This is a genomic window from Gordonia sp. NPDC003950 (genome assembly GCF_053605205.1).
On record NZ_JBSGIT010000009.1, the window covers coordinates 16,979 to 34,046 of the forward strand.

Annotated in this window: 19 protein-coding genes; 14 read left to right on the plus strand and 5 right to left on the minus strand. The window is 68.0% G+C overall.

The annotated features are described in order from the left end of the window. Positions 1 to 7 precede the first annotated feature (7 nt). The 3 genes from ACWETB_RS09665 (at position 8) to ACWETB_RS09675 (ending at position 2,405) form a co-directional block, all read left to right on the plus strand. A complete protein-coding gene (locus tag ACWETB_RS09665; RefSeq protein ID WP_449744850.1) occupies positions 8 to 811 on the plus strand; it encodes a purine-nucleoside phosphorylase in 804 nt (267 codons plus the stop codon). A gap of 71 nt (positions 812 to 882) precedes the next feature. After that, entirely contained in the window at positions 883 to 1,536 is a 654-nt protein-coding gene (locus tag ACWETB_RS09670; RefSeq protein ID WP_348808543.1) for a hypothetical protein, read from the plus strand. An 89-nt stretch (positions 1,537 to 1,625) separates the two neighbouring features. Further along, positions 1,626 to 2,405, plus strand: coding sequence for an ABC transporter ATP-binding protein (locus ACWETB_RS09675; RefSeq protein ID WP_449744851.1), 780 nt, complete (start codon positions 1,626 to 1,628; stop codon positions 2,403 to 2,405). A 36-nt stretch (positions 2,406 to 2,441) separates the two neighbouring features. Here ACWETB_RS09675 and upp read toward each other — a convergent pair whose 3' ends face one another. Then, positions 2,442 to 3,065 (minus strand): uracil phosphoribosyltransferase, encoded by a 624-nt coding sequence (upp, locus tag ACWETB_RS09680; protein ID WP_348802593.1) that lies wholly within the window; start codon positions 3,063 to 3,065, stop codon positions 2,442 to 2,444. A gap of 107 nt (positions 3,066 to 3,172) precedes the next feature. On the opposite strand from upp, the gene ACWETB_RS09685 reads away from it, so the two are divergent. The 3 genes from ACWETB_RS09685 to ACWETB_RS09695 all read left to right on the plus strand — a co-directional run bounded on the left by ACWETB_RS09685 (position 3,173) and on the right by ACWETB_RS09695 (position 5,942). Then, the gene (locus tag ACWETB_RS09685) at positions 3,173 to 3,571 is read left to right on the plus strand and encodes a type VII secretion target (RefSeq protein WP_348802594.1); all 399 of its coding nucleotides are present in this window, start codon (positions 3,173 to 3,175) and stop codon (positions 3,569 to 3,571) included. Continuing rightward, on the plus strand, positions 3,571 to 4,533 hold the full coding sequence (locus ACWETB_RS09690) for a C40 family peptidase (RefSeq protein ID WP_348802596.1): 963 nt from the start codon (positions 3,571 to 3,573) through the stop codon (positions 4,531 to 4,533). The genes ACWETB_RS09685 and ACWETB_RS09690 overlap by 1 nt, the downstream gene beginning before the upstream one ends. Positions 4,534 to 4,634: 101 nt before the next feature. Continuing rightward, the gene (locus ACWETB_RS09695; RefSeq protein ID WP_452210842.1) at positions 4,635 to 5,942 is read left to right on the plus strand and encodes a primosomal protein; all 1,308 of its coding nucleotides are present in this window, start codon (positions 4,635 to 4,637) and stop codon (positions 5,940 to 5,942) included. Between the two features lie 87 nt (positions 5,943 to 6,029). Here ACWETB_RS09695 and ACWETB_RS09700 read toward each other — a convergent pair whose 3' ends face one another. The 3 genes from ACWETB_RS09700 to ACWETB_RS09710 are packed head-to-tail and all read right to left on the minus strand — an operon-like array spanning position 6,030 to position 8,889. Next, positions 6,030 to 7,160 (minus strand): adenosine deaminase, encoded by a 1,131-nt coding sequence (locus ACWETB_RS09700; protein WP_348802599.1) that lies wholly within the window; start codon positions 7,158 to 7,160, stop codon positions 6,030 to 6,032. After that, complete coding sequence (locus ACWETB_RS09705; RefSeq protein WP_452210844.1) at positions 7,157 to 8,473, minus strand: thymidine phosphorylase; 1,317 nt, start codon at positions 8,471 to 8,473, stop codon at positions 7,157 to 7,159. Before ACWETB_RS09705 ends, ACWETB_RS09700 begins: the two co-directional genes overlap by 4 nt. Continuing rightward, positions 8,470 to 8,889: a cytidine deaminase gene (locus tag ACWETB_RS09710; protein ID WP_449744867.1), complete on the minus strand. Its 420-nt coding sequence runs from the start codon at positions 8,887 to 8,889 to the stop codon at positions 8,470 to 8,472. Before ACWETB_RS09710 ends, ACWETB_RS09705 begins: the two co-directional genes overlap by 4 nt. A 224-nt stretch (positions 8,890 to 9,113) precedes the next feature. Between ACWETB_RS09710 and sdhC the strand changes: the two genes are divergently transcribed. From sdhC to ACWETB_RS09730, 4 genes are read left to right on the plus strand one after another with little or no spacing between them, the layout of a single operon-like run. Beyond that, a complete protein-coding gene (gene sdhC, locus ACWETB_RS09715; RefSeq protein WP_348802601.1) occupies positions 9,114 to 9,521 on the plus strand; it encodes a succinate dehydrogenase, cytochrome b556 subunit in 408 nt (135 codons plus the stop codon). A gap of 12 nt (positions 9,522 to 9,533) precedes the next feature. After that, positions 9,534 to 9,986, plus strand: a complete 453-nt coding sequence (locus ACWETB_RS09720; protein ID WP_348802602.1) for a succinate dehydrogenase hydrophobic membrane anchor subunit — start codon at positions 9,534 to 9,536, stop codon at positions 9,984 to 9,986. Positions 9,987 to 10,022: 36 nt separating this feature from the next. Then, positions 10,023 to 11,777: a succinate dehydrogenase flavoprotein subunit gene (sdhA, locus tag ACWETB_RS09725; protein WP_348802603.1), complete on the plus strand. Its 1,755-nt coding sequence runs from the start codon at positions 10,023 to 10,025 to the stop codon at positions 11,775 to 11,777. After that, positions 11,777 to 12,565, plus strand: a complete 789-nt coding sequence (locus ACWETB_RS09730; protein WP_348802605.1) for a succinate dehydrogenase iron-sulfur subunit — start codon at positions 11,777 to 11,779, stop codon at positions 12,563 to 12,565. The genes sdhA and ACWETB_RS09730 overlap by 1 nt, the downstream gene beginning before the upstream one ends. 87 nt (positions 12,566 to 12,652) lie before the next feature. On the opposite strand, the gene ACWETB_RS09735 is transcribed toward ACWETB_RS09730, so the two are convergent. Further along, a complete protein-coding gene (locus ACWETB_RS09735; RefSeq protein ID WP_348802606.1) occupies positions 12,653 to 13,213 on the minus strand; it encodes a Uma2 family endonuclease in 561 nt (186 codons plus the stop codon). A 130-nt stretch (positions 13,214 to 13,343) separates the two neighbouring features. Here ACWETB_RS09735 and ACWETB_RS09740 point away from each other — a divergent pair, with 130 nt between their 5' ends. The 4 genes from ACWETB_RS09740 to ACWETB_RS09755 all read left to right on the plus strand — a co-directional run bounded on the left by ACWETB_RS09740 (position 13,344) and on the right by ACWETB_RS09755 (position 17,065). Further along, a complete protein-coding gene (locus ACWETB_RS09740; protein ID WP_348802607.1) occupies positions 13,344 to 13,730 on the plus strand; it encodes a hypothetical protein in 387 nt (128 codons plus the stop codon). Positions 13,731 to 13,870: 140 nt separating this feature from the next. Further along, positions 13,871 to 15,376 carry an APC family permease gene (locus tag ACWETB_RS09745; protein WP_449744856.1) on the plus strand — a complete coding sequence of 502 codons (1,506 nt, stop codon included), beginning with the start codon at positions 13,871 to 13,873 and terminating at the stop codon, positions 15,374 to 15,376. Next, positions 15,366 to 16,334: a universal stress protein gene (locus tag ACWETB_RS09750; RefSeq protein WP_449744857.1), complete on the plus strand. Its 969-nt coding sequence runs from the start codon at positions 15,366 to 15,368 to the stop codon at positions 16,332 to 16,334. The genes ACWETB_RS09745 and ACWETB_RS09750 overlap by 11 nt, the downstream gene beginning before the upstream one ends. Further along, positions 16,331 to 17,065 carry a type 1 glutamine amidotransferase gene (locus ACWETB_RS09755; protein WP_452210849.1) on the plus strand — a complete coding sequence of 245 codons (735 nt, stop codon included), beginning with the start codon at positions 16,331 to 16,333 and terminating at the stop codon, positions 17,063 to 17,065. The genes ACWETB_RS09750 and ACWETB_RS09755 overlap by 4 nt, the downstream gene beginning before the upstream one ends. The last annotated feature ends 3 nt before the right edge of the window (positions 17,066 to 17,068 follow it).

Sequence of the window (17,068 nt, forward strand, 5' to 3'; positions counted from 1 at the left end):
TGGCGGCATGGATCCCACCGTCGACGCGGACGCCGCGGCGATCGCCGCCGCCGCCACGATTTCTGCCGAAACCGATTGTGCCGCACATGATATCGCGGTGATCCTGGGTTCGGGGTGGGCGCCGGCCGCGGACGCCTTCGGCACACCGATCGCGACCGTGGCGATGTCGGATGTCCCGGGATTCCTCGCCCCCTCGGCCGCCGGTCACGGTGGCACCATCCGATCGGTGCACATCGGCGACCGGCGGGTGCTGATCATGCTCGGCCGCACGCACGCCTACGAGGGACACGATCTGGCCCGGGTGGTGCATCCGATCCGCACCGCGGCGGCGGCCGGGGTGCACACGGTGATCCTGACCAACGCCGCCGGCGGGCTCCGCGAGGGCATGAGCGTCGGTCAACCCGTGCTGATCTCCGACCATCTGAACCTGACCGCCCGGTCCCCGCTGGTCGGCGCGCGTTTCGTCAACATGGTCGACGTCTACGCCCCGCGGCTGCGGGAGATCGCCCGCGGCGTCGACGCCACGTTGACCGAGGGCGTGTACGCGGGACTGCCGGGCCCGCACTACGAGACGCCCGCGGAGATCCGCATGCTGCGGACCCTCGGCGCCGACCTCGTCGGCATGTCGACGGTCCACGAGACGATCGCGGCCCGCGAGGCCGGGCTGGAGGTCCTCGGGGTGTCACTCGTCACCAACCTGGCGGCCGGGATCACCGGTGAACCGCTCGACCATGCCGAGGTGCTGGAGGTGGGCCGCGCGTCGGCCACCCGCATGGGCGAACTGCTGGCGAGCATCATCGGGACCCTGTGACCTATGCGAGTACCCACCGACCGTGACGGATCAGCGCCCGACGGACCACCGACCGAACGCAAGGGGATGCGATGACCTATCCGCCCGACAATTCCGGCGGGTACCCACCCGCCGGCGGATACGGATATCCGACGCCGCCGCCGCAGGGCTACGGTCCCCCGCCGCCGCGGTCGCCGTGGTCGTCGCCCCTGGTGATCGCGGCGATCGTGCTCGGCGTCGTCGTGGTGCTCGGCGCAGGCGTGGGCGCTTATCTGCTGCTGCACAACAGCGGCGGCTCCGACGAGGCGGCCGCGTCGTCATCGACCACCACGACCACCGCGCCCGGGGTGACGCAGGTCCCCGGCGGAAGATCGACGTCGACCACCACCACGACCACCACCCTCACCCAGGCCCGCCCGTCACCGACCGTGTCGGGGGCCGACTGGCAGGGCTTCCTGTCCGGCCCGCGCTGTAATGCCGCCGACGATCCGGCGGTGGCGATCGGGCGCACCGCCCGATCCCGGGTGGTGATCTGCCAGGTGGGTGACCAGACCGGGCGGTACTACTACAAGGGCGCCGCGGACGCGGGTGAGATCGAGGTCGGGTTCCCCCAGCATGTGGGCAACACCTTCATCGCCCGCAACGGATCGGTGACCTACACGGTGTCGCCGTCCGCGCTGGTCATCGCCGACGGTGGCGTCACGCAGTCCACCGAACCGATGCTCGAATACTGGGCGGCGAGCTGACGCCGACCGTCCGCGCCGCCGACCCCTGGGTCCAGAACCACCGACCCCTGGGTCCAGAACCGCAGACCCCTGGGTCTAGAACTGAACGGGTGCCCCCGGTTCTCGATGCCCGCCATCTCGATGTGATCCGCAGTTCGCGTGCGCTGTTGCACGATGTGAGTCTGACCGTGCACCCGGGTCAGCATTGGGCGCTGCTCGGCCCGAACGGCGCCGGGAAGTCGACCCTGATGGCCATCCTCGGTGCCCGATCGCATCCGACGACCGGCGTCGTCGACGTGCTCGGCAAGCGGCTCGGTCGCGTCGACATGCGCGAATTGCGCACGCACATCGGACATGTCGATCCGCGGTGGCGCATCGACGTGCCGATCAGCGCGCACGATGTGGTGCTGACGGGATTGACGAACACACCCGAACTCGACCGCCGACACCATTACACCGACGCCGAACACCGGCGCGCCGACGACCTGTTGGACCTGCTGGGGATGACCGAGCGACGTGACTCGGTGTGGCCGGTGATGAGTCAGGGTGAACGGGGGCGCACCCTCATCGCACGGGCGCTGATGCCGCAGCCGGCGTTACTGCTCCTCGACGAGCCGGCCACCGGCCTCGACCTCGCCGCGCGGGAGAAACTGCTCTCGGCGATCGATCGGCTCCGCGGCGACGTGCCGGATCTGGCGAGTGTGCTGGTCACCCATCACCTCGAGGATCTGCCGGCGAGCACCACCCACGCGATGCTGCTGCGTGAGGGCGAGGCGATCGCGGCCGGCGAGGTCGACGACACGCTGACGTCGGCGGCCATCAGTACCGCCTTCGATCATCCGGTGACGGTGCGCAGGCACGGCGGGCGCTGGTCGGCGGTCGCCGCCTGAGATATCTGCTCGGCGGTGGCCGCCTGAGGTATCTGCTCAGCGCGGACCGAACTGACGATCCCCGGCGTCGCCGAGGCCGGGAACGATGTAGGCGACGTCGTTGAGGCCCTCGTCCACCGCGGCCACGAACAACCGGATCGGATGACCCGACTTCTCCAGTGCCGCAACACCTTCGGGGGCGGCAACCACGCACAGCGCGGTGATGTCGGTGGCACCGCGGGCCACCAGCAACTCGATCGTGTACAGCAACGATCCGCCGGTGGCCAGCATCGGATCCAGCACGAACACCGGCTGATCCGACAGGTCGTCCGGCAACGATTCCAGATACGGCACCGGGGTGGCGGTGGACTCGTCGCGGGCCACGCCGACAAACCCGACGAGCGCCTCCGGGACCATCGCATGCGCCTGTTCGACCATGCCGAGTCCCGCCCGCAGGACCGGAACGAACAACGGCGGCTTGGCAAGTCGCGACCCGGCGCACCGGGTGATCGGGGTGTCGATCGTCTCGGCGACCGTCGGGGCGTCGGCCAGTGCCTCGTAGACGAGCATCTGCGTCAGGTCCGACAATGCCGCCCGGAAACCCGCATTGGCGGTCGTCTTGTCGCGCATCGTGGTCAGTCGTGCCGCGGCGAGCGGGTGATCGACGATGTGAACAGCCATGAGCAAACCATAGTGCGCACACCTGGCCGGGGCCCGGCAACGAAAATCGTCCACATCAATACCGGCCACGATGGAACCGTCGGGGGTTTCGCCGCGTCCAACCCTGCATGACCACCACTCCGCCACTCTCCGTCTCCCCCGCAGCCGTGCAGTCCTTCGCCGGCCACGAGGCCACCACCGCCACCCGCCTCGGGATGCACACCGCCGCCACCGACCTCACGCCGCTGGCCCTGACCTTCGGCCTGATCGGTTCGGATTTCCTGGCCGCACTCGGACAGGTGATCGACGTCCGACGCACCCGCCTGCGCCGCATCGCCGAGACCCACCTCGCCATCTCCGCTCAGAGTTCGGCAGCGGCGTCGGGGTACACGAGCACCGACGACACGGCCGGCGCGGTGCTGACCGGCGCTGTGCCGGGCCCCACGATGCCGACCCGCACCATGCCCGCTCCCACCATGCCCGCCGCCGACATGACTGCCGCCGACATGACCGGGGTGCGACTCTGATGCTGACCGCCGATGTGTTGATCGCGCCCCTGCGCATGCTGATGCCCGCCCTGGGCACCGGTGTCCTTCCCGGAAACGACCCGGTGACCGCGATCGCGGCGTTGGCGCCCGATCTCGCCGCGATCCGGGACGAGGCCATGGCCGCGGCGTCGAACGTGGAGGCCGCATGGGACGGTGCGGGCGGGACCGCGGCGACCGCCGCCGCACGACGCGCCACCACCACGACCGTGGCGATCGAGGAGGACACCGCCGACATCGTCCGCATCACCGGGACCGCGGCCGGCCGTGTCGAACGGGCGGCCGCCGAACTCAACGGACTGCTCGACTCGTTTGCCGCGGCGGCGCGGGCTCTGGGTGACGGGCTGTTCACCCCGGCCGGGCTCATGATGCTGCTGCCCGTGGCCCTCGACCACATCGAACGCGGCGTGACGGTCGTCGCCCGGACCCGGGCCGAACTCGCCGGCGACACCCGCGAATTGATGGCGTCGGCGCAGACCGAGGCCCCCGCCGGTGTGCCTGCATCGCTGCCCACCCCGGCCTCGGTGCCCGCCGGTCCCGGCACCGATCACGGCGGTGTCGCGATCACCCTTCCCGACGGGTCGGTGGCGTACGCACCGAACGAACGCGCCGCCACCGCGGTCCGGGCCGCGCTGAGTCAGCAGGGTGTGCCCTACGTGTGGGGCGGCACCGACCCGAGCGGATTCGATTGCAGCGGCCTCACCCAATGGGCCTACCGGCAGGCGGGACTCGAGCTGCCGAGGCTGGCCCAGGAGCAGGACACCGCCGGGATCGCGGTGGCGCAGGGCGACCTGCTGCCCGGCGACCTCGCCGTGTGGGACGGGCACGTCGCGATGTACATCGGCAACAACCAACTCGTCGAAGCCGGCGATCCGGTCCAGGTGTCACCGCTGCGCACCAGCAACGCAGGGCAGGGATTCCAGGGTTTCTTCCGGCCGCGGTGATGCCCGCGATGACGTCCTCGTCGTCGGTGCACCGAGGTGTTCATCAACTCGTCGTGGGGTCGGTATGGATGTCACAGGCATGATCGCTACGCTGTGACGTCATGGCCGGAGACATCGTCCCCATCGAGCTCGGACTCACCGACGGAAACAGCTTCACGCTGTGGGCGCCCCGCTGGCGCGAGGGCGACGACGAGTGGGAGGCGTTCCTGGGTCTCGACGAGGACCTCTACGTCTTCCCGGGCGTCGCCGAACTCGTCGCGTTCATCCGCACCGACGACGACAACGACCTCGTCGAGCATCCGGCGTGGGAGACCGTGAAGGGTCTGCAGGCCGACGAGCTGGTTCCCGACGACCGGCACACCTATGACCTGGTGGGCGTGCCGGAGCTCGCCGCCGAGGATCCCACCCCCGAGGTCATCGCCGAACTCGAGGACGCGCTGGAGATCGTGCGCATCCTCGGTGAGGTGTGCGAGCTGGTGGTGATCACCAAGTTCTTCAACGGCAACCCGATCCTGGGTGCGGTGACCACCGGCACCCGCAACTTCGAGGGCCGCGACGGCACCGACCTGTGGGTGCGCATCGGCCGTCTCATCGCCAAGCACTGGGACAACGTCCTCGACGCCATCGACGAGGTCATCACCACCCCCGACGTGCCCGACGACGCCGTCACCACCGCCGCCGCCGAACTCGAGGCCGCGGCGTCGGCGGAGGACGAGGACGAGCCGGATGAGGATCTCGACCTCGTCGGCGACGCCGACGCGGAGGCATCCGAGGACGACGAGGCCACCGAGGAGACCGACGACGACCTCGACGACTCCGACGACGAGGACGAGAACGAGAACGACGAGATCGACGACGACGATTTCTGGGCCTCGGTCGGCATCGACCCGATCCGCATCGTCACCGGCGCCGGGGAATACCTGTCGCTGCGCTGCTACCTCGGTGACGACCCGGTCTTCCTCGGCAAGGACGGCAAGATCTTCGTCTTCACCTCGCCGCGGGTGCTGTCGAAGTTCCTCGCCGACGAGAACAGCCACGACTTGTCGGGTGTGTCGACCTTCGACGAGGTGCGGGTGGCCGCCACCGACGGTTCACTGGAGTTCGACGTCATCGACGACAACGTCTACGTGCTGCCCGGGCTGAGTGAGGACATCTCCGACGGCCCCCGCCGCATCGACCGCAACCAGCTCGAGCTGGCCGTCGAATTGTTCACCGACGCAGCCGATTACGCCGACGACGACTCCGTCGGCGAGGCACTCGGGTCCACCACCCCGCTGGGCTGGTTCGTCGACTACGCGATCAATCCCGATCCCAAGCGGCTGGCCCCGAGCCCGCCGTTCGAGAACGAGGCCGAGGCGTGGCGCGCCCTCGAGCACGAGTTCGAGGATCGGCTCGTCAAGAAGCGCTGACGCCGCGCCACTAATGGGTCGTGTTGGAGAAGGTGGGTGCTACCGCACCCACCTTCTCACGCACGACCCACTTTCCCGCCGACCTGATCAGCCCTCGATCAGCACCGCATAGCCGGGCTTGATGACGTTGTCGATGACCGCGAGACGCTCGTCGAAGTGGATGAACGCCGACTTCATCGCGTTGACGGTGAAGCGTTCGAAGTCGGCCCAGCCGTAACCGAACTGCTCGGAGAGCTTGGCGAATTCCTTGCTCATCGTGGTGTCGCTCATCAGCCGGTTGTCGGTGTTCACCGTCACCCGGAAACGCAACCGCGCGAGCACGTTGAACGGATGCTCCGCCAGCGAGGCGACCGCGCCGGTCTGCACGTTCGAGCTCGGGCACAGCTCCAACGGGATTCGCTTGTCGCGCACGATGTTCGCGATGAGGCCGAGTTCGGCTCCGGGGAACGCCTCGTCGTCGGGCCGGGACCCGGCCGGCAGCACGATGTCGTCGATGACGCGCACCCCGTGACCGAGCCGGTCGGTGCCGCAGAAGCCGATGGCCTCGTGGATGGACGGCAGGCCGAACGCCTCGCCGGCATGAATGGTGAACGGCGCACTGTTGGCCCGCATGTACTCGAATGCGTCGAGGTGCCGGGTCGGCGGGTGGCCCGCCTCGGCGCCGGCGATGTCGAATCCGACCACCCCGCGGTCGCGGTAGCGCACCGCCAGTTCGGCGATCTCCCGGGAGCGGGCGGCGTGCCGCATCGCGGTGACCAGGCAGCGCACCATGATCCGACGGCCCGACGCCGCGGCGATCGCCTCCCCCTCGGCGAATCCGGTCAGCACCGCCTCGACCACCTCGTCGAGGTCGAGTCCGGCCTCGAGGTGCTGTTCGGGGGCGTAGCGCACCTCGGCGTACACGACGCCGTCGGCGGCGAGATCCTCCACACATTCGCGGGCCACCCGGACCAGCGCGTCGGCGGTCTGCATCACGCCGACGGTGTGCGCGAAGGTCTCCAGATATCTTTCCAGCGAGCCGCTGTCGGCGGCCTCGCGGAACCAGATGGCGAGATCGTCCGCGGTATCGGCGGGCAGTTCGTCGTAGCCGGTCTCCCGCGCCAGCTCCAGCACCGTCGACGGCCTCAGTCCGCCGTCGAGATGATCGTGCAACAGCACCTTCGGGGCGAGCAGCAGTGCGGCGGGATCCAGCGGTGAACGCGGCGGCATTGACGTCATGCCCCGAACCTAACGCGTTCGATCACGCGGGGCCGGACGACGGGCGTGTGCGCCCCGATGTCGACGGCGCCGACCAGCGCGGCCCGCGCGGCGGCGAACCGCTCCGGGGTCTGCGTGTGCATGACGAAGAGCACCTCGCCGGCGCGCACCTCGTCGCCGGGTGCGACGTGCACGATGACACCGGCCTCGGCCTGCACCGATTCGCCGGGGACCGATCGTCCGGCGCCGAGTCGCCAGGCCGCATCGCCGACGGCCCGGGCGTCCACCCGTGCGACGATCCCGGCCCGCTCGGCGGTCACCACGTCGGTGTGCCGTGCCCGCGGCAACGGGGCGTCCGGATCTCCGCCCTGCGCGGTGATCATCGCCCGCCACGAGTCCATCGCCCGGCCGTTGCGCAGATTCTCCGCCGGGTCGACGTCGGAGACACCGGCGAGGGTCAGCATCTCGACGGCCAACGCCACCGTCAGTTCCACCACGTCCGCCGGTCCGCCACCGGCGAGCACCTCGACGGATTCGGCCACCTCGACGGCGTTGCCGGCCGCCCGGCCCAGCGGCGTGTCCATGTCGGTCAGCAACGCCGAGGTCGCCACCCCGGCCCGCTCGCCCAGGTCGACCATGGTGGCGGCCAGTTCGCGCGCGTCGTCCTCGCCCGGCAGGAACGCACCCGAACCCACCTTCACGTCGAGCACCAGGGCGCCGGTGCCCTCGGCGATCTTCTTGCTCATGATCGAACTGGCGATCAGCGGGATCGACTCGACGGTGCCGGTGACGTCGCGCAGCGCGTAGAGCAGGCGATCGGCCGGTGCCAGGCCGGGACTGGCCGCGCACACCACCGCGCCGACCTGTTCGAGTTGGGTGATCATCTCCTCGACGGTGAGATCGGCCCGCCATCCCGGAATGGACTCGAGTTTGTCGAGGGTTCCGCCGGTGTGGCCCAGGCCGCGCCCGGACAGCTGCGGTACCGCCACCCCGTAGGAGGCGACCAGCGGCGCGAGCGGAAGGGTGATCTTGTCGCCGACCCCACCGGTGGAGTGCTTGTCGACGGTCACCAACCGTCGGCCGGCCCGGCTCAGTCCGGAGAAGTCGGCCCGGGTGCCGCTGTCGATCATCGCCTGGGTCCAGGTGGAGATCTCCCGGCGGTCCATCCCACGCAGCACGATGGCCATCAGCAACGCCGACATCTGTTCCGGCGCCACCACACCGTGGGTGTAGGCGTCGACGACCCAGTCGATCTGCGCATCGGTCAGTGCCCGGCCGTCCCGTTTGGTGGTGATCACCGAGATCGGGTCGATCCCGACGCTCTCCCCGCTCACCGGGACGCCTCGCCGAGTTCCCCTGCGGCCAGATCGTCCGGTCCGAACGCGTCGGGCAGCAACTCACCGAGCGCGCGCGGACCGGCGGGGTGGTCGATGAGCAGCTCCACGCCACCGTGTTCGAAGAGCACCTGCCGGCACCGGCCGCACGGCATCAGCACCTCGCCGCGGGAGTCGCTGACGCTGACCGCACGCAGCCGACCGCCACCCGATCCGATGAGGTCGGTCACCAACGCCACCTCGGCGCAGACGCCGAGTCCGTATGAGACATTTTCCACATTGCAGCCGGCGACGTTTCGCCCCTCGGTGGTGCTCCCGGCCGCACCGACCGGGAACCTCGAGTACGGCGCGTAGGCTCGCCCCACCATTTCAATTGCCTTGTGGCGCAGCATATTCCAATCAATGTCGGCAGTCAGCGGAAACTCCTTCTGAACGGGGATACAACCGGACACAGACGACTCTGCGGTCACCGTTGCAATGGTAAGGCAAACCTAAGTCGGAATCTCTTGTGGCCCAGATCTGTTCGGGCAATTCACGGCTGCCCTCAGCATAGGTTTAAAGTCTCTTGCATGGGTCCATGGTGGAGCCTCCACAAGGCGGCTCCCTGCGTCCATCGACGATGTTGGAGGCCAATTTCGCAATGAGCACCCCGACCGAAACCGCACCGGAGCCGGTGCGTAAGCGATCTCTGTATCGAGGCGACCCCGGGATGTGGTCATGGGTGCTCCACCGGATCACCGGTGTCACCATCTTCTTCTTTCTCTTCGTGCATGTTCTGGACACCGCGGTCATCCGCATCGATCCGAACAAGTACTCCGAGATCATCGAGACCTACAAGACGCCGCTCATCGGCCTGATGGAGATCGGTCTCGTCGCCTGTGTTCTGTACCACGCCTTCAACGGTGTGCGGATCATCCTCGTCGACTTCTGGTCGAAGGGTGCCAAGTACCAGCGACAGATGCTGTGGGTGATCCTGTCGATCTTCGCGATCGTGTTCGCGGCGGCGGCGGTCCGCCTCCTCCAGATCCTGATCACGCACTCGTTCTAGGAGAGATCACCGATGACTGCATCCTCCCCGCACCTCGCCAAGACACTCGGCACCGACTACGACCGGCCGGCCAGTCTCGACAACCCGCGCTCGCCGCGCGCCCGCAAGGGCGGCAACTTCGAGAAGTACGCATGGCTGTTCATGCGCTTCTCCGGCCTGGCGCTGATCATCCTCACCATCGGCCACATGTTCATCATGCTGGCGTGGGACAACGGCGTGCACCGCATCGACGCGTCCTTCGTCGCCGCCCGGTGGAAGGAACCCTTCTGGCAGATCTGGGACCTCACGATGCTGTGGCTGGCCCAGTTGCACGGCGGCAACGGTGTGCGCACCGTCATCGCCGACTACTCGCGCAAGGACTCCACCCGGTTCTGGCTGAACGTGCTGCTCGGCATCTCGATGATCCTGGTGCTGGTGCTCGGCACCTACGCCCTTCTGACCTTTGACGTCAACAGCGCGAGCTGACGCGCCCCACGTCGACCACAGGAGACACGAATACATATGCAGGAACACCGCTACGACGTGCTGATCGTCGGCGCCGGCGGCGCCGGGATGCGCGCGGCCATCGAGGCCGCTCCCCGCGCCCGCACCGCGGTCCTCACCAAGCTGTACCCCACCCGCAGCCACACCGGCGCGGCCCAGGGCGGCATGTGCGCCGCACTGGCCAACGTCGAAGAGGACAACTGGGAGTGGCACACCTTTGACACCGTCAAGGGTGGCGACTACATCGTCGACCAGGACGCCGCGGAGATCATGGCCAAGGAGGCCATCGACGCAGTGCTCGACCTGGAGAAGATGGGTCTGCCGTTCAACCGCACCCCCGAGGGTCGCATCGACCAGCGCCGCTTCGGCGGTCACACCCGCGATCACGGCAAGGCCCCGGTCCGTCGCGCCTGCTACGCCGCCGACCGCACCGGTCACATGATCCTGCAGACCCTGTACCAGAACTGCGTCAAGCACGACGTCGAGTTCTTCAACGAGTTCTACGCACTCGACCTGTGCCTGTCCGAGAACGAGAACGGCGAACCGGTGGCCACCGGCATCGTCGCTTACGAACTCGCGACCGGCGAGATCCACGTGTTCCACGCCAAGTCGATCGTGTTCGCGACCGGCGGCTCGGGACGTATGTACAAGACCACCTCCAACGCCCACACCCTCACCGGTGACGGCATGGGCATCGTGTTCCGCAAGGGACTTCCCCTGGAGGACATGGAGTTCCACCAGTTCCATCCGACCGGCCTGGCCGGTCTGGGCATCCTCATCTCCGAGGCCGTCCGTGGTGAGGGCGGCATCCTGCGCAACGCCGAGGGCGAGCGCTTCATGGAGCGCTACGCCCCCACCATCAAGGACCTCGCCCCCCGCGACATCGTCGCCCGTTCGATGGTGCTCGAGGTCCTCGAGGGCCGCGGCGCCGGACCGAACAAGGATTACGTCTACATCGACGTGACCCACCTCGGCGAGGACGTGCTCAACGAGAAGCTCCCCGACATCACCGAGTTCTCCCGCACCTACCTGGGCGTCGACCCGGTCACCGAATGGGTTCCGGTCTTCCCGACCTGCCACTACGTGATGGGCGGCATCCCGACCAACATCGAGGGTCAGGTGCTGCGCAACCCCACCGACGTCGTGCACGGTCTGTACGCCGCGGGCGAATGCGCATGCGTCTCGGTGCACGGCGCCAACCGCCTGGGCACCAACTCGTTGCTCGACATCAACGTCTTCGGCCGTCGCGCCGGCATCGCCGCCGCCGACTACGCCAACTCGGCGTCGTTCACCGACCTGCCGGAAGAGCCGACCGCGATGGTCGACGGCTGGCTGGAGACGATCCTGTCCGAGCACGGGCACGAGCGGGTCGCCGACATCCGCACCGAGCTGCAGGCCTCGATGGACGCCAACGCGTCGGTGTTCCGCACCGAAGAGACCCTCAAGCAGGCGCTCACCGACATCCACGCCCTCAAGGAGCGCTACGCCCACATCCGCGTGCAGGACAAGGGCAAGCGTTTCAACTCCGACCTGCTCGAGGCCATCGAGCTCGGCTTCCTGCTGGAGATGGCCGAGGTCACCGTGGTCGGGGCGCTCAACCGCAAGGAGTCGCGCGGCGGTCACGCCCGCGAGGATTACCCGAACCGCGACGACGTCAACTACATGCGGCACACGATGGCCTATAAGAAGGGCACCGACCTGCTCAGCGACATCGAGCTGGACTGGAAGCCCGTCATCCAAACCCGCTACGAGCCGATGGAGCGTAAGTACTGATGACCGCCGTCATGGACAACCCGGCTCCCTCCTCCGACGAGCCGCCACTGCCCGCCGTCCCCGACGAGGCGACGATGGTGACGCTGAAGATCTACCGGTTCAACCCGGAGAATCCCGATGCCCAGGGCTTCGAGAGCTTCCGCGTCCCCGCCCTGCCGACCGACCGGCTGCTCAACCTGCTGCTGTACGTGAAGGGCTACCTCGACGGCACCCTGACGTTCCGTCGCAGCTGCGCGCACGGCGTCTGCGGTTCCGACGCGATGCGGATCAACGGCGTCAACCGGCTGGCCTGCAAGCTCCTGATGAAGGATCTGCTCCCCAAGGACAAGAGCAAAGAGATCACCATCACCATCGAGCCCATCAAGGGGCTTCCGGTGGAGAAGGATCTCGTGGTCAACATGGAGCCGTTCTTCGACGCCTACCGCGCGATCAAGCCGTACCTGATCACCACCGGCAACGAGCCGACCCGCGAACGCATCCAGTCGGCCACCGACCGCGCCCGCTTCGACGACACCACCAAGTGCATCCTGTGTGCCTGCTGCACCACGAGTTGCCCGGTGTTCTGGAACGAGGGCAGCTACTACGGCCCCGCCGCCATCGTCAACGCTCATCGCTTCATCTTCGACAGCCGCGACGAGGGTGCCGTCGAACGACTCGACATCCTCAACGACGTCGACGGGGTGTGGCGCTGCCGCACCACCTTCAACTGCACCGACGCCTGCCCGCGTGGCATCCAGGTCACCCAGGCCATCCAAGAGGTCAAGCGCGCTCTGATGTTCTCGCGCTGACACGCAGACCACCTCTGCAGCCCAACGAAGGCCCGCGCCGCACGGCACGGGCCTTCGTTGTGTCTCGAGAGATGTGGTGTCTCGGGCTCAGCCGACGAGTTCGGCCGGGACCACGCTCACCGGGAACGGCCGCTCGACGGTGAACGTGTCCTCCCCGGTGACCCGCCCGACCTCGCGGTAGGCACCGTCGATCAGTTCCCACGCGAGGATCGACGGCTCGTCGGGATCGACCACCCAGTAGTGGGCGCAGGCGGCGCGTTGCAACCGTTCCTTCTTCAGCAGCAGGTCCACCCCCCGCGTCGACGGTGAGAGCACCTCGACGGCCAGCACCGGCGGTCCGGGAAGTCCGTCGTCGGTGAACGCCGCACGCGGCGCGACCAGCAGATCGGGCTGGATCACGGTGTTCTCCGACAGGATCACGTCCAGTGGAGCGAAGAGCACCTCGAGGTCGGCCGGGCAGGCCGCATGCACACGAAGAAAGAGATCGCGGATGGCACGCTGATGTCGCGGCCGCGGAGCCGGACTCACGATGAGGACCCCGTCGATGAGTTCGTAGCGCCAGCCGTCATCAGGAGCCGCGTCGAGATCCGCGCGGGTCAGTTCGCGGCCCCGCGGCAGGGTCCAGGTCTCGCTGGTCATGGATGTCATGGTAGGGCGCCTCCTTGATCATGGCGACGAGTATGGACCGGACAGCTTGCGAGACCAGCACCGTTCTTGCCGGCCTGTGGACAACCGGATCGGATGGAACCGATCGCGCTCGGGCTGCGTCCAACCCGGCATGACACACACGATCACCCGCGGAACCGCCCTGCTCGCAGCCGTCCTTCTCATGAGCTTCCTCGGCTCCCCACCACACGCCGCAGCGCAACCACCGGACCCGGTGACCATCACGCTCACCTCGGACACCGAGATCAACGAGCAACTGCTCTGGTACGACTCCGCCGGCCGTCCCCGGCATCAGTTCGACGTGCCCCTGACCGATGTCGACGAGGACAGCGGACACCACGTGGCGACGTTGACCTACATCCCCAATGATGCCGAGACCATCGTCCGCGTCGTCTTCGTCAGCGGCGGCGAGTACGCGGCATGCGCCATCACCCGCGGGGACGCCACCGTCGCCGAGGACACCGCACAGGGCGACCGAGCGATGGCCGTGTGTGAGTAAATCCCGATCAGAGATCGCCAACGGTCACTGATATCGGGATATTGTTCACTCGAAACCACTGATTCCGCGATAGCGCTGCGCGTCGGCAACGGAAACCTTAGTCTGAGTCCCTGCATGCGCACGCAAGGTGGGAGTAGCACATGACCGAGAGTGTTCAGGCCGAGCTCCAGGGCGGCGACAAGGGACTACGCGCCGGCTCCATCGGCCTCGTCGGCAACGTGATCATCGGGCTGTCGGCGGTGGCGCCGGCCTACAGCCTGGCCGCCACCCTCGGATTCGTCGTCGCCGCGGTGCACACCAAGGCGCCGGCGATGTTCGTGGTGGCGTTCATCCCGATGCTGCTGGTGGCCTTCGCCTACCGGGAACTCTCGCGCGACACCCCCGACTGTGGCACCACCTTCACCTGGGGAACCAAGGCCTTCGGACCGTGGATCGGGTGGATCGGCGGATGGGGTCTGGCGGTGTCGGCGATCATCGTGCTGGCCAATGTCGCCGAGATCGCCGCGGTCTATCTGCTGGAGTTCCTCGGCTTGGAGTCGCTGGCGGACACCCTCTGGATCAAGGTTCTGCTCGGCTGCGTCTTCATCGCCGGCATGACCTGGGTGAGCATCCGGGGCATCGTCATCAGCGAGCGGCTGCTCGTGGCGCTGATGTTCATCCAGTTCGGGGTGCTCGTGCTGGCCAGCGTCATCGCACTGATCAAGGTGGGACTGGGAACAGCTGGACCGCAGGCGATTTCACCGGAATGGAACTGGCTGTGGCCGGGCGGGCTGAGTCAGTCGGAGATCGCCGCGGCGGTGATCCTGTGCATCTTCATCTATTGGGGCTGGGACGCGTGTCTCGCGGTCGGTGAGGAGACCAAGGATCCGGAAAAGACCCCCGGGCGTGCGGCGGTGATCACCTGCGTGATCCTGGTGGCCACCTACGTGCTCGTCGCCTACGCCATCCAGTCCTTCGCCGGCTTCGGCGACACCGGCATCGGACTGAACAACGAGGACAACGTCGACGACGTGCTCACCATCCTCGGCGAGCCGGTGGCCGGCGGCATCATGGCATCGGCGTTGTTGCTGACGGTGAGCGTGTCGGCGATCTCCTCGACGCAGTCGACGATCCTGCCGACGGCCCGTGGCTCACTGTCGATGGCGGTGTACAAGGCGATCCCGGATCGGTTCTCGAAGATCCATCCGCGCTACATGACCCCGGCCTTCGGTACCGCGGTGATGGGGGTGTCCGCGCTGGTGTTCTACCTGGTCCTGTCGATCGCGAGCCAGAACACCCTGGCCGACTCGATCGCCTCACTCGGGCTGGCGGTCGCGTTCTACTACGGCATCACCGCATACTCCTCGGTCTGGTACTTCCGCCGCACCCTGTTCGACTCGGCCCGGAACTTCTTCATGCGCGGCCTGTTCCCCCTCCTCGGGGGGATCGCGATGACCTGGGCGTTCGTCAAGAGTGCCATCGACATGGTCCAGCCCGACTACGGTTACACCTCCGTGGGCCCCATCGGCGGCGTGTTCATCCTCGGCGTCGGCATGCTCGTCCTGGGCATCCCACTGATGCTGGCGTGCTTCGCCCAGCGCCGAGAGTTCTTTCAGGGCAAGACATTGACCGCGAACACCGAAGTGAAGGTGCCCGATGTCTACTGACACCCCATCGTCGCCGTCTACTGACACCCCATCGTCACCGACCCCCGAGAACCCGACCCCCGACACCTCGACCCCCGCGCGGTCGTCGGCCTGCCGGGGACGCCTCGTCGTCGGCTATCTGGCGACCCCGTCGGGCAACGACGGTGTCGTACTCGCGGCGGCACTGGCCCGCAAGACCGGCGCGTCCATCGACCTGGTGTGCGTGGTGCATCCCGTGCCCTACGACGGTTCGCCCGGACTCGAGCAGTACGAGGCACGCCTCGAGGAACAGGCGGGCCGGTGGCTGGCCGAGGGCGCGACCCTGGTTCCCGACGACATCGAGACCCGGGCGATCGTCACCGTCAACGAGTCCTTCGCCGCCGGACTGATCGAGATCGCCGAGGAGAACGGGGCCGACCTGATCGTGGTGGGCGGTACCGGTGACGGCCTGTTCAGCCGGCACAACCTGGGAACGGTGAGTACCGAACTACTGCACTCGGCACCGCTGCCGGTGGCGTTGGCGCCACGCGGGTACGCCACCCGCTCGGAGGTCGCCCTGGACATGGTGACCGTCGCCGTGCCGGTCCGGCCGTCGGCATCGGACCCGTTGCCGTTCGCGATCGAGCTGGCGGAGTCGGCACACCTCGATCTGCGCCTGGTGTCGCTGGTGTCCCTGGATTCGCCCTTTGAGGACGACACCTCCCGCGCGGCCCGCGCCAAGCAGGTCGAGGTGGCCCGCGACCTCCTCGAACACACCCGCGCGGCCGTCGAGGCCGACCTGGACATCGAGGTGCTCGTCGCCGATGGCCCGACCCTCGACGAGGCGCTGGACAATCTCGAGTGGGACCAGAACGATCTCGTCGCCGTCGGCTCGGGGCACCTCGGCGCGGCCAATCGGGTGTTCCTGGGCAGTACCGCCGCGCGCATCCTGCGCTGGACGACCGCGCCGGTCATCGTCATCCCGCGGACGGGTGCATGACCCGGGCGCGGGTGCTCGAACTCCGCCACGCCGAGTGCGAGTCGCCGGGAGCCTACCTGGCCGGGCTCGACGAGGTCGCCGACGTCCGCACGGTGCGCTCCTGGTGCGAACCGATGCCCGACGATCCCACCGACTTCGACGCGATCCTGGTGATGGGCGGTCCGATGGGTGCCAACGACGGCCCGACCCTCCCCTGGATCGACGCCGAGATCGCGTTTCTGACCGACGCGATCGCCGCCGGCATCCCGATCTGGGGAGTCTGCCTGGGCTCGCAGCTGCTCGCCCGGGCGCTCGGCGCGGCGGTGCGGACCGGTCCGGAACCGGAACTGGGGATCGCCGACGTCACCCTCACCGCGGACGCCGCCACCGATCCGGTGTGGGCCGGCACCGCCACCATCCCGGCGATGCACTGGCACTACGACACCTTCGACCTGCCCGGTGGCGCAACACTTCTCGGGTCGTCGAAGCTCTGTGCTCATCAACTGTTCCGGCACGGACCGCATTACGGCGTGCAGTTCCACCTCGAGGTCGACACCGCCCTGTTCGACGAGTGGCTCGGGGTCCCCGAGTACCGTCGTGAACTCGAGAGCGCTCTGGGTCCCGACGGACCCGCCGGTATCCGAGCCGATGTCGCACGGGCGCAACAGATCACGCGTCCACTGGCCGCGACGGCGATCCGCCGGTGGGTCGAGGTGGTCGTCGCCGGGTGTGCCGATCTCCGACGGGTCTGAGGT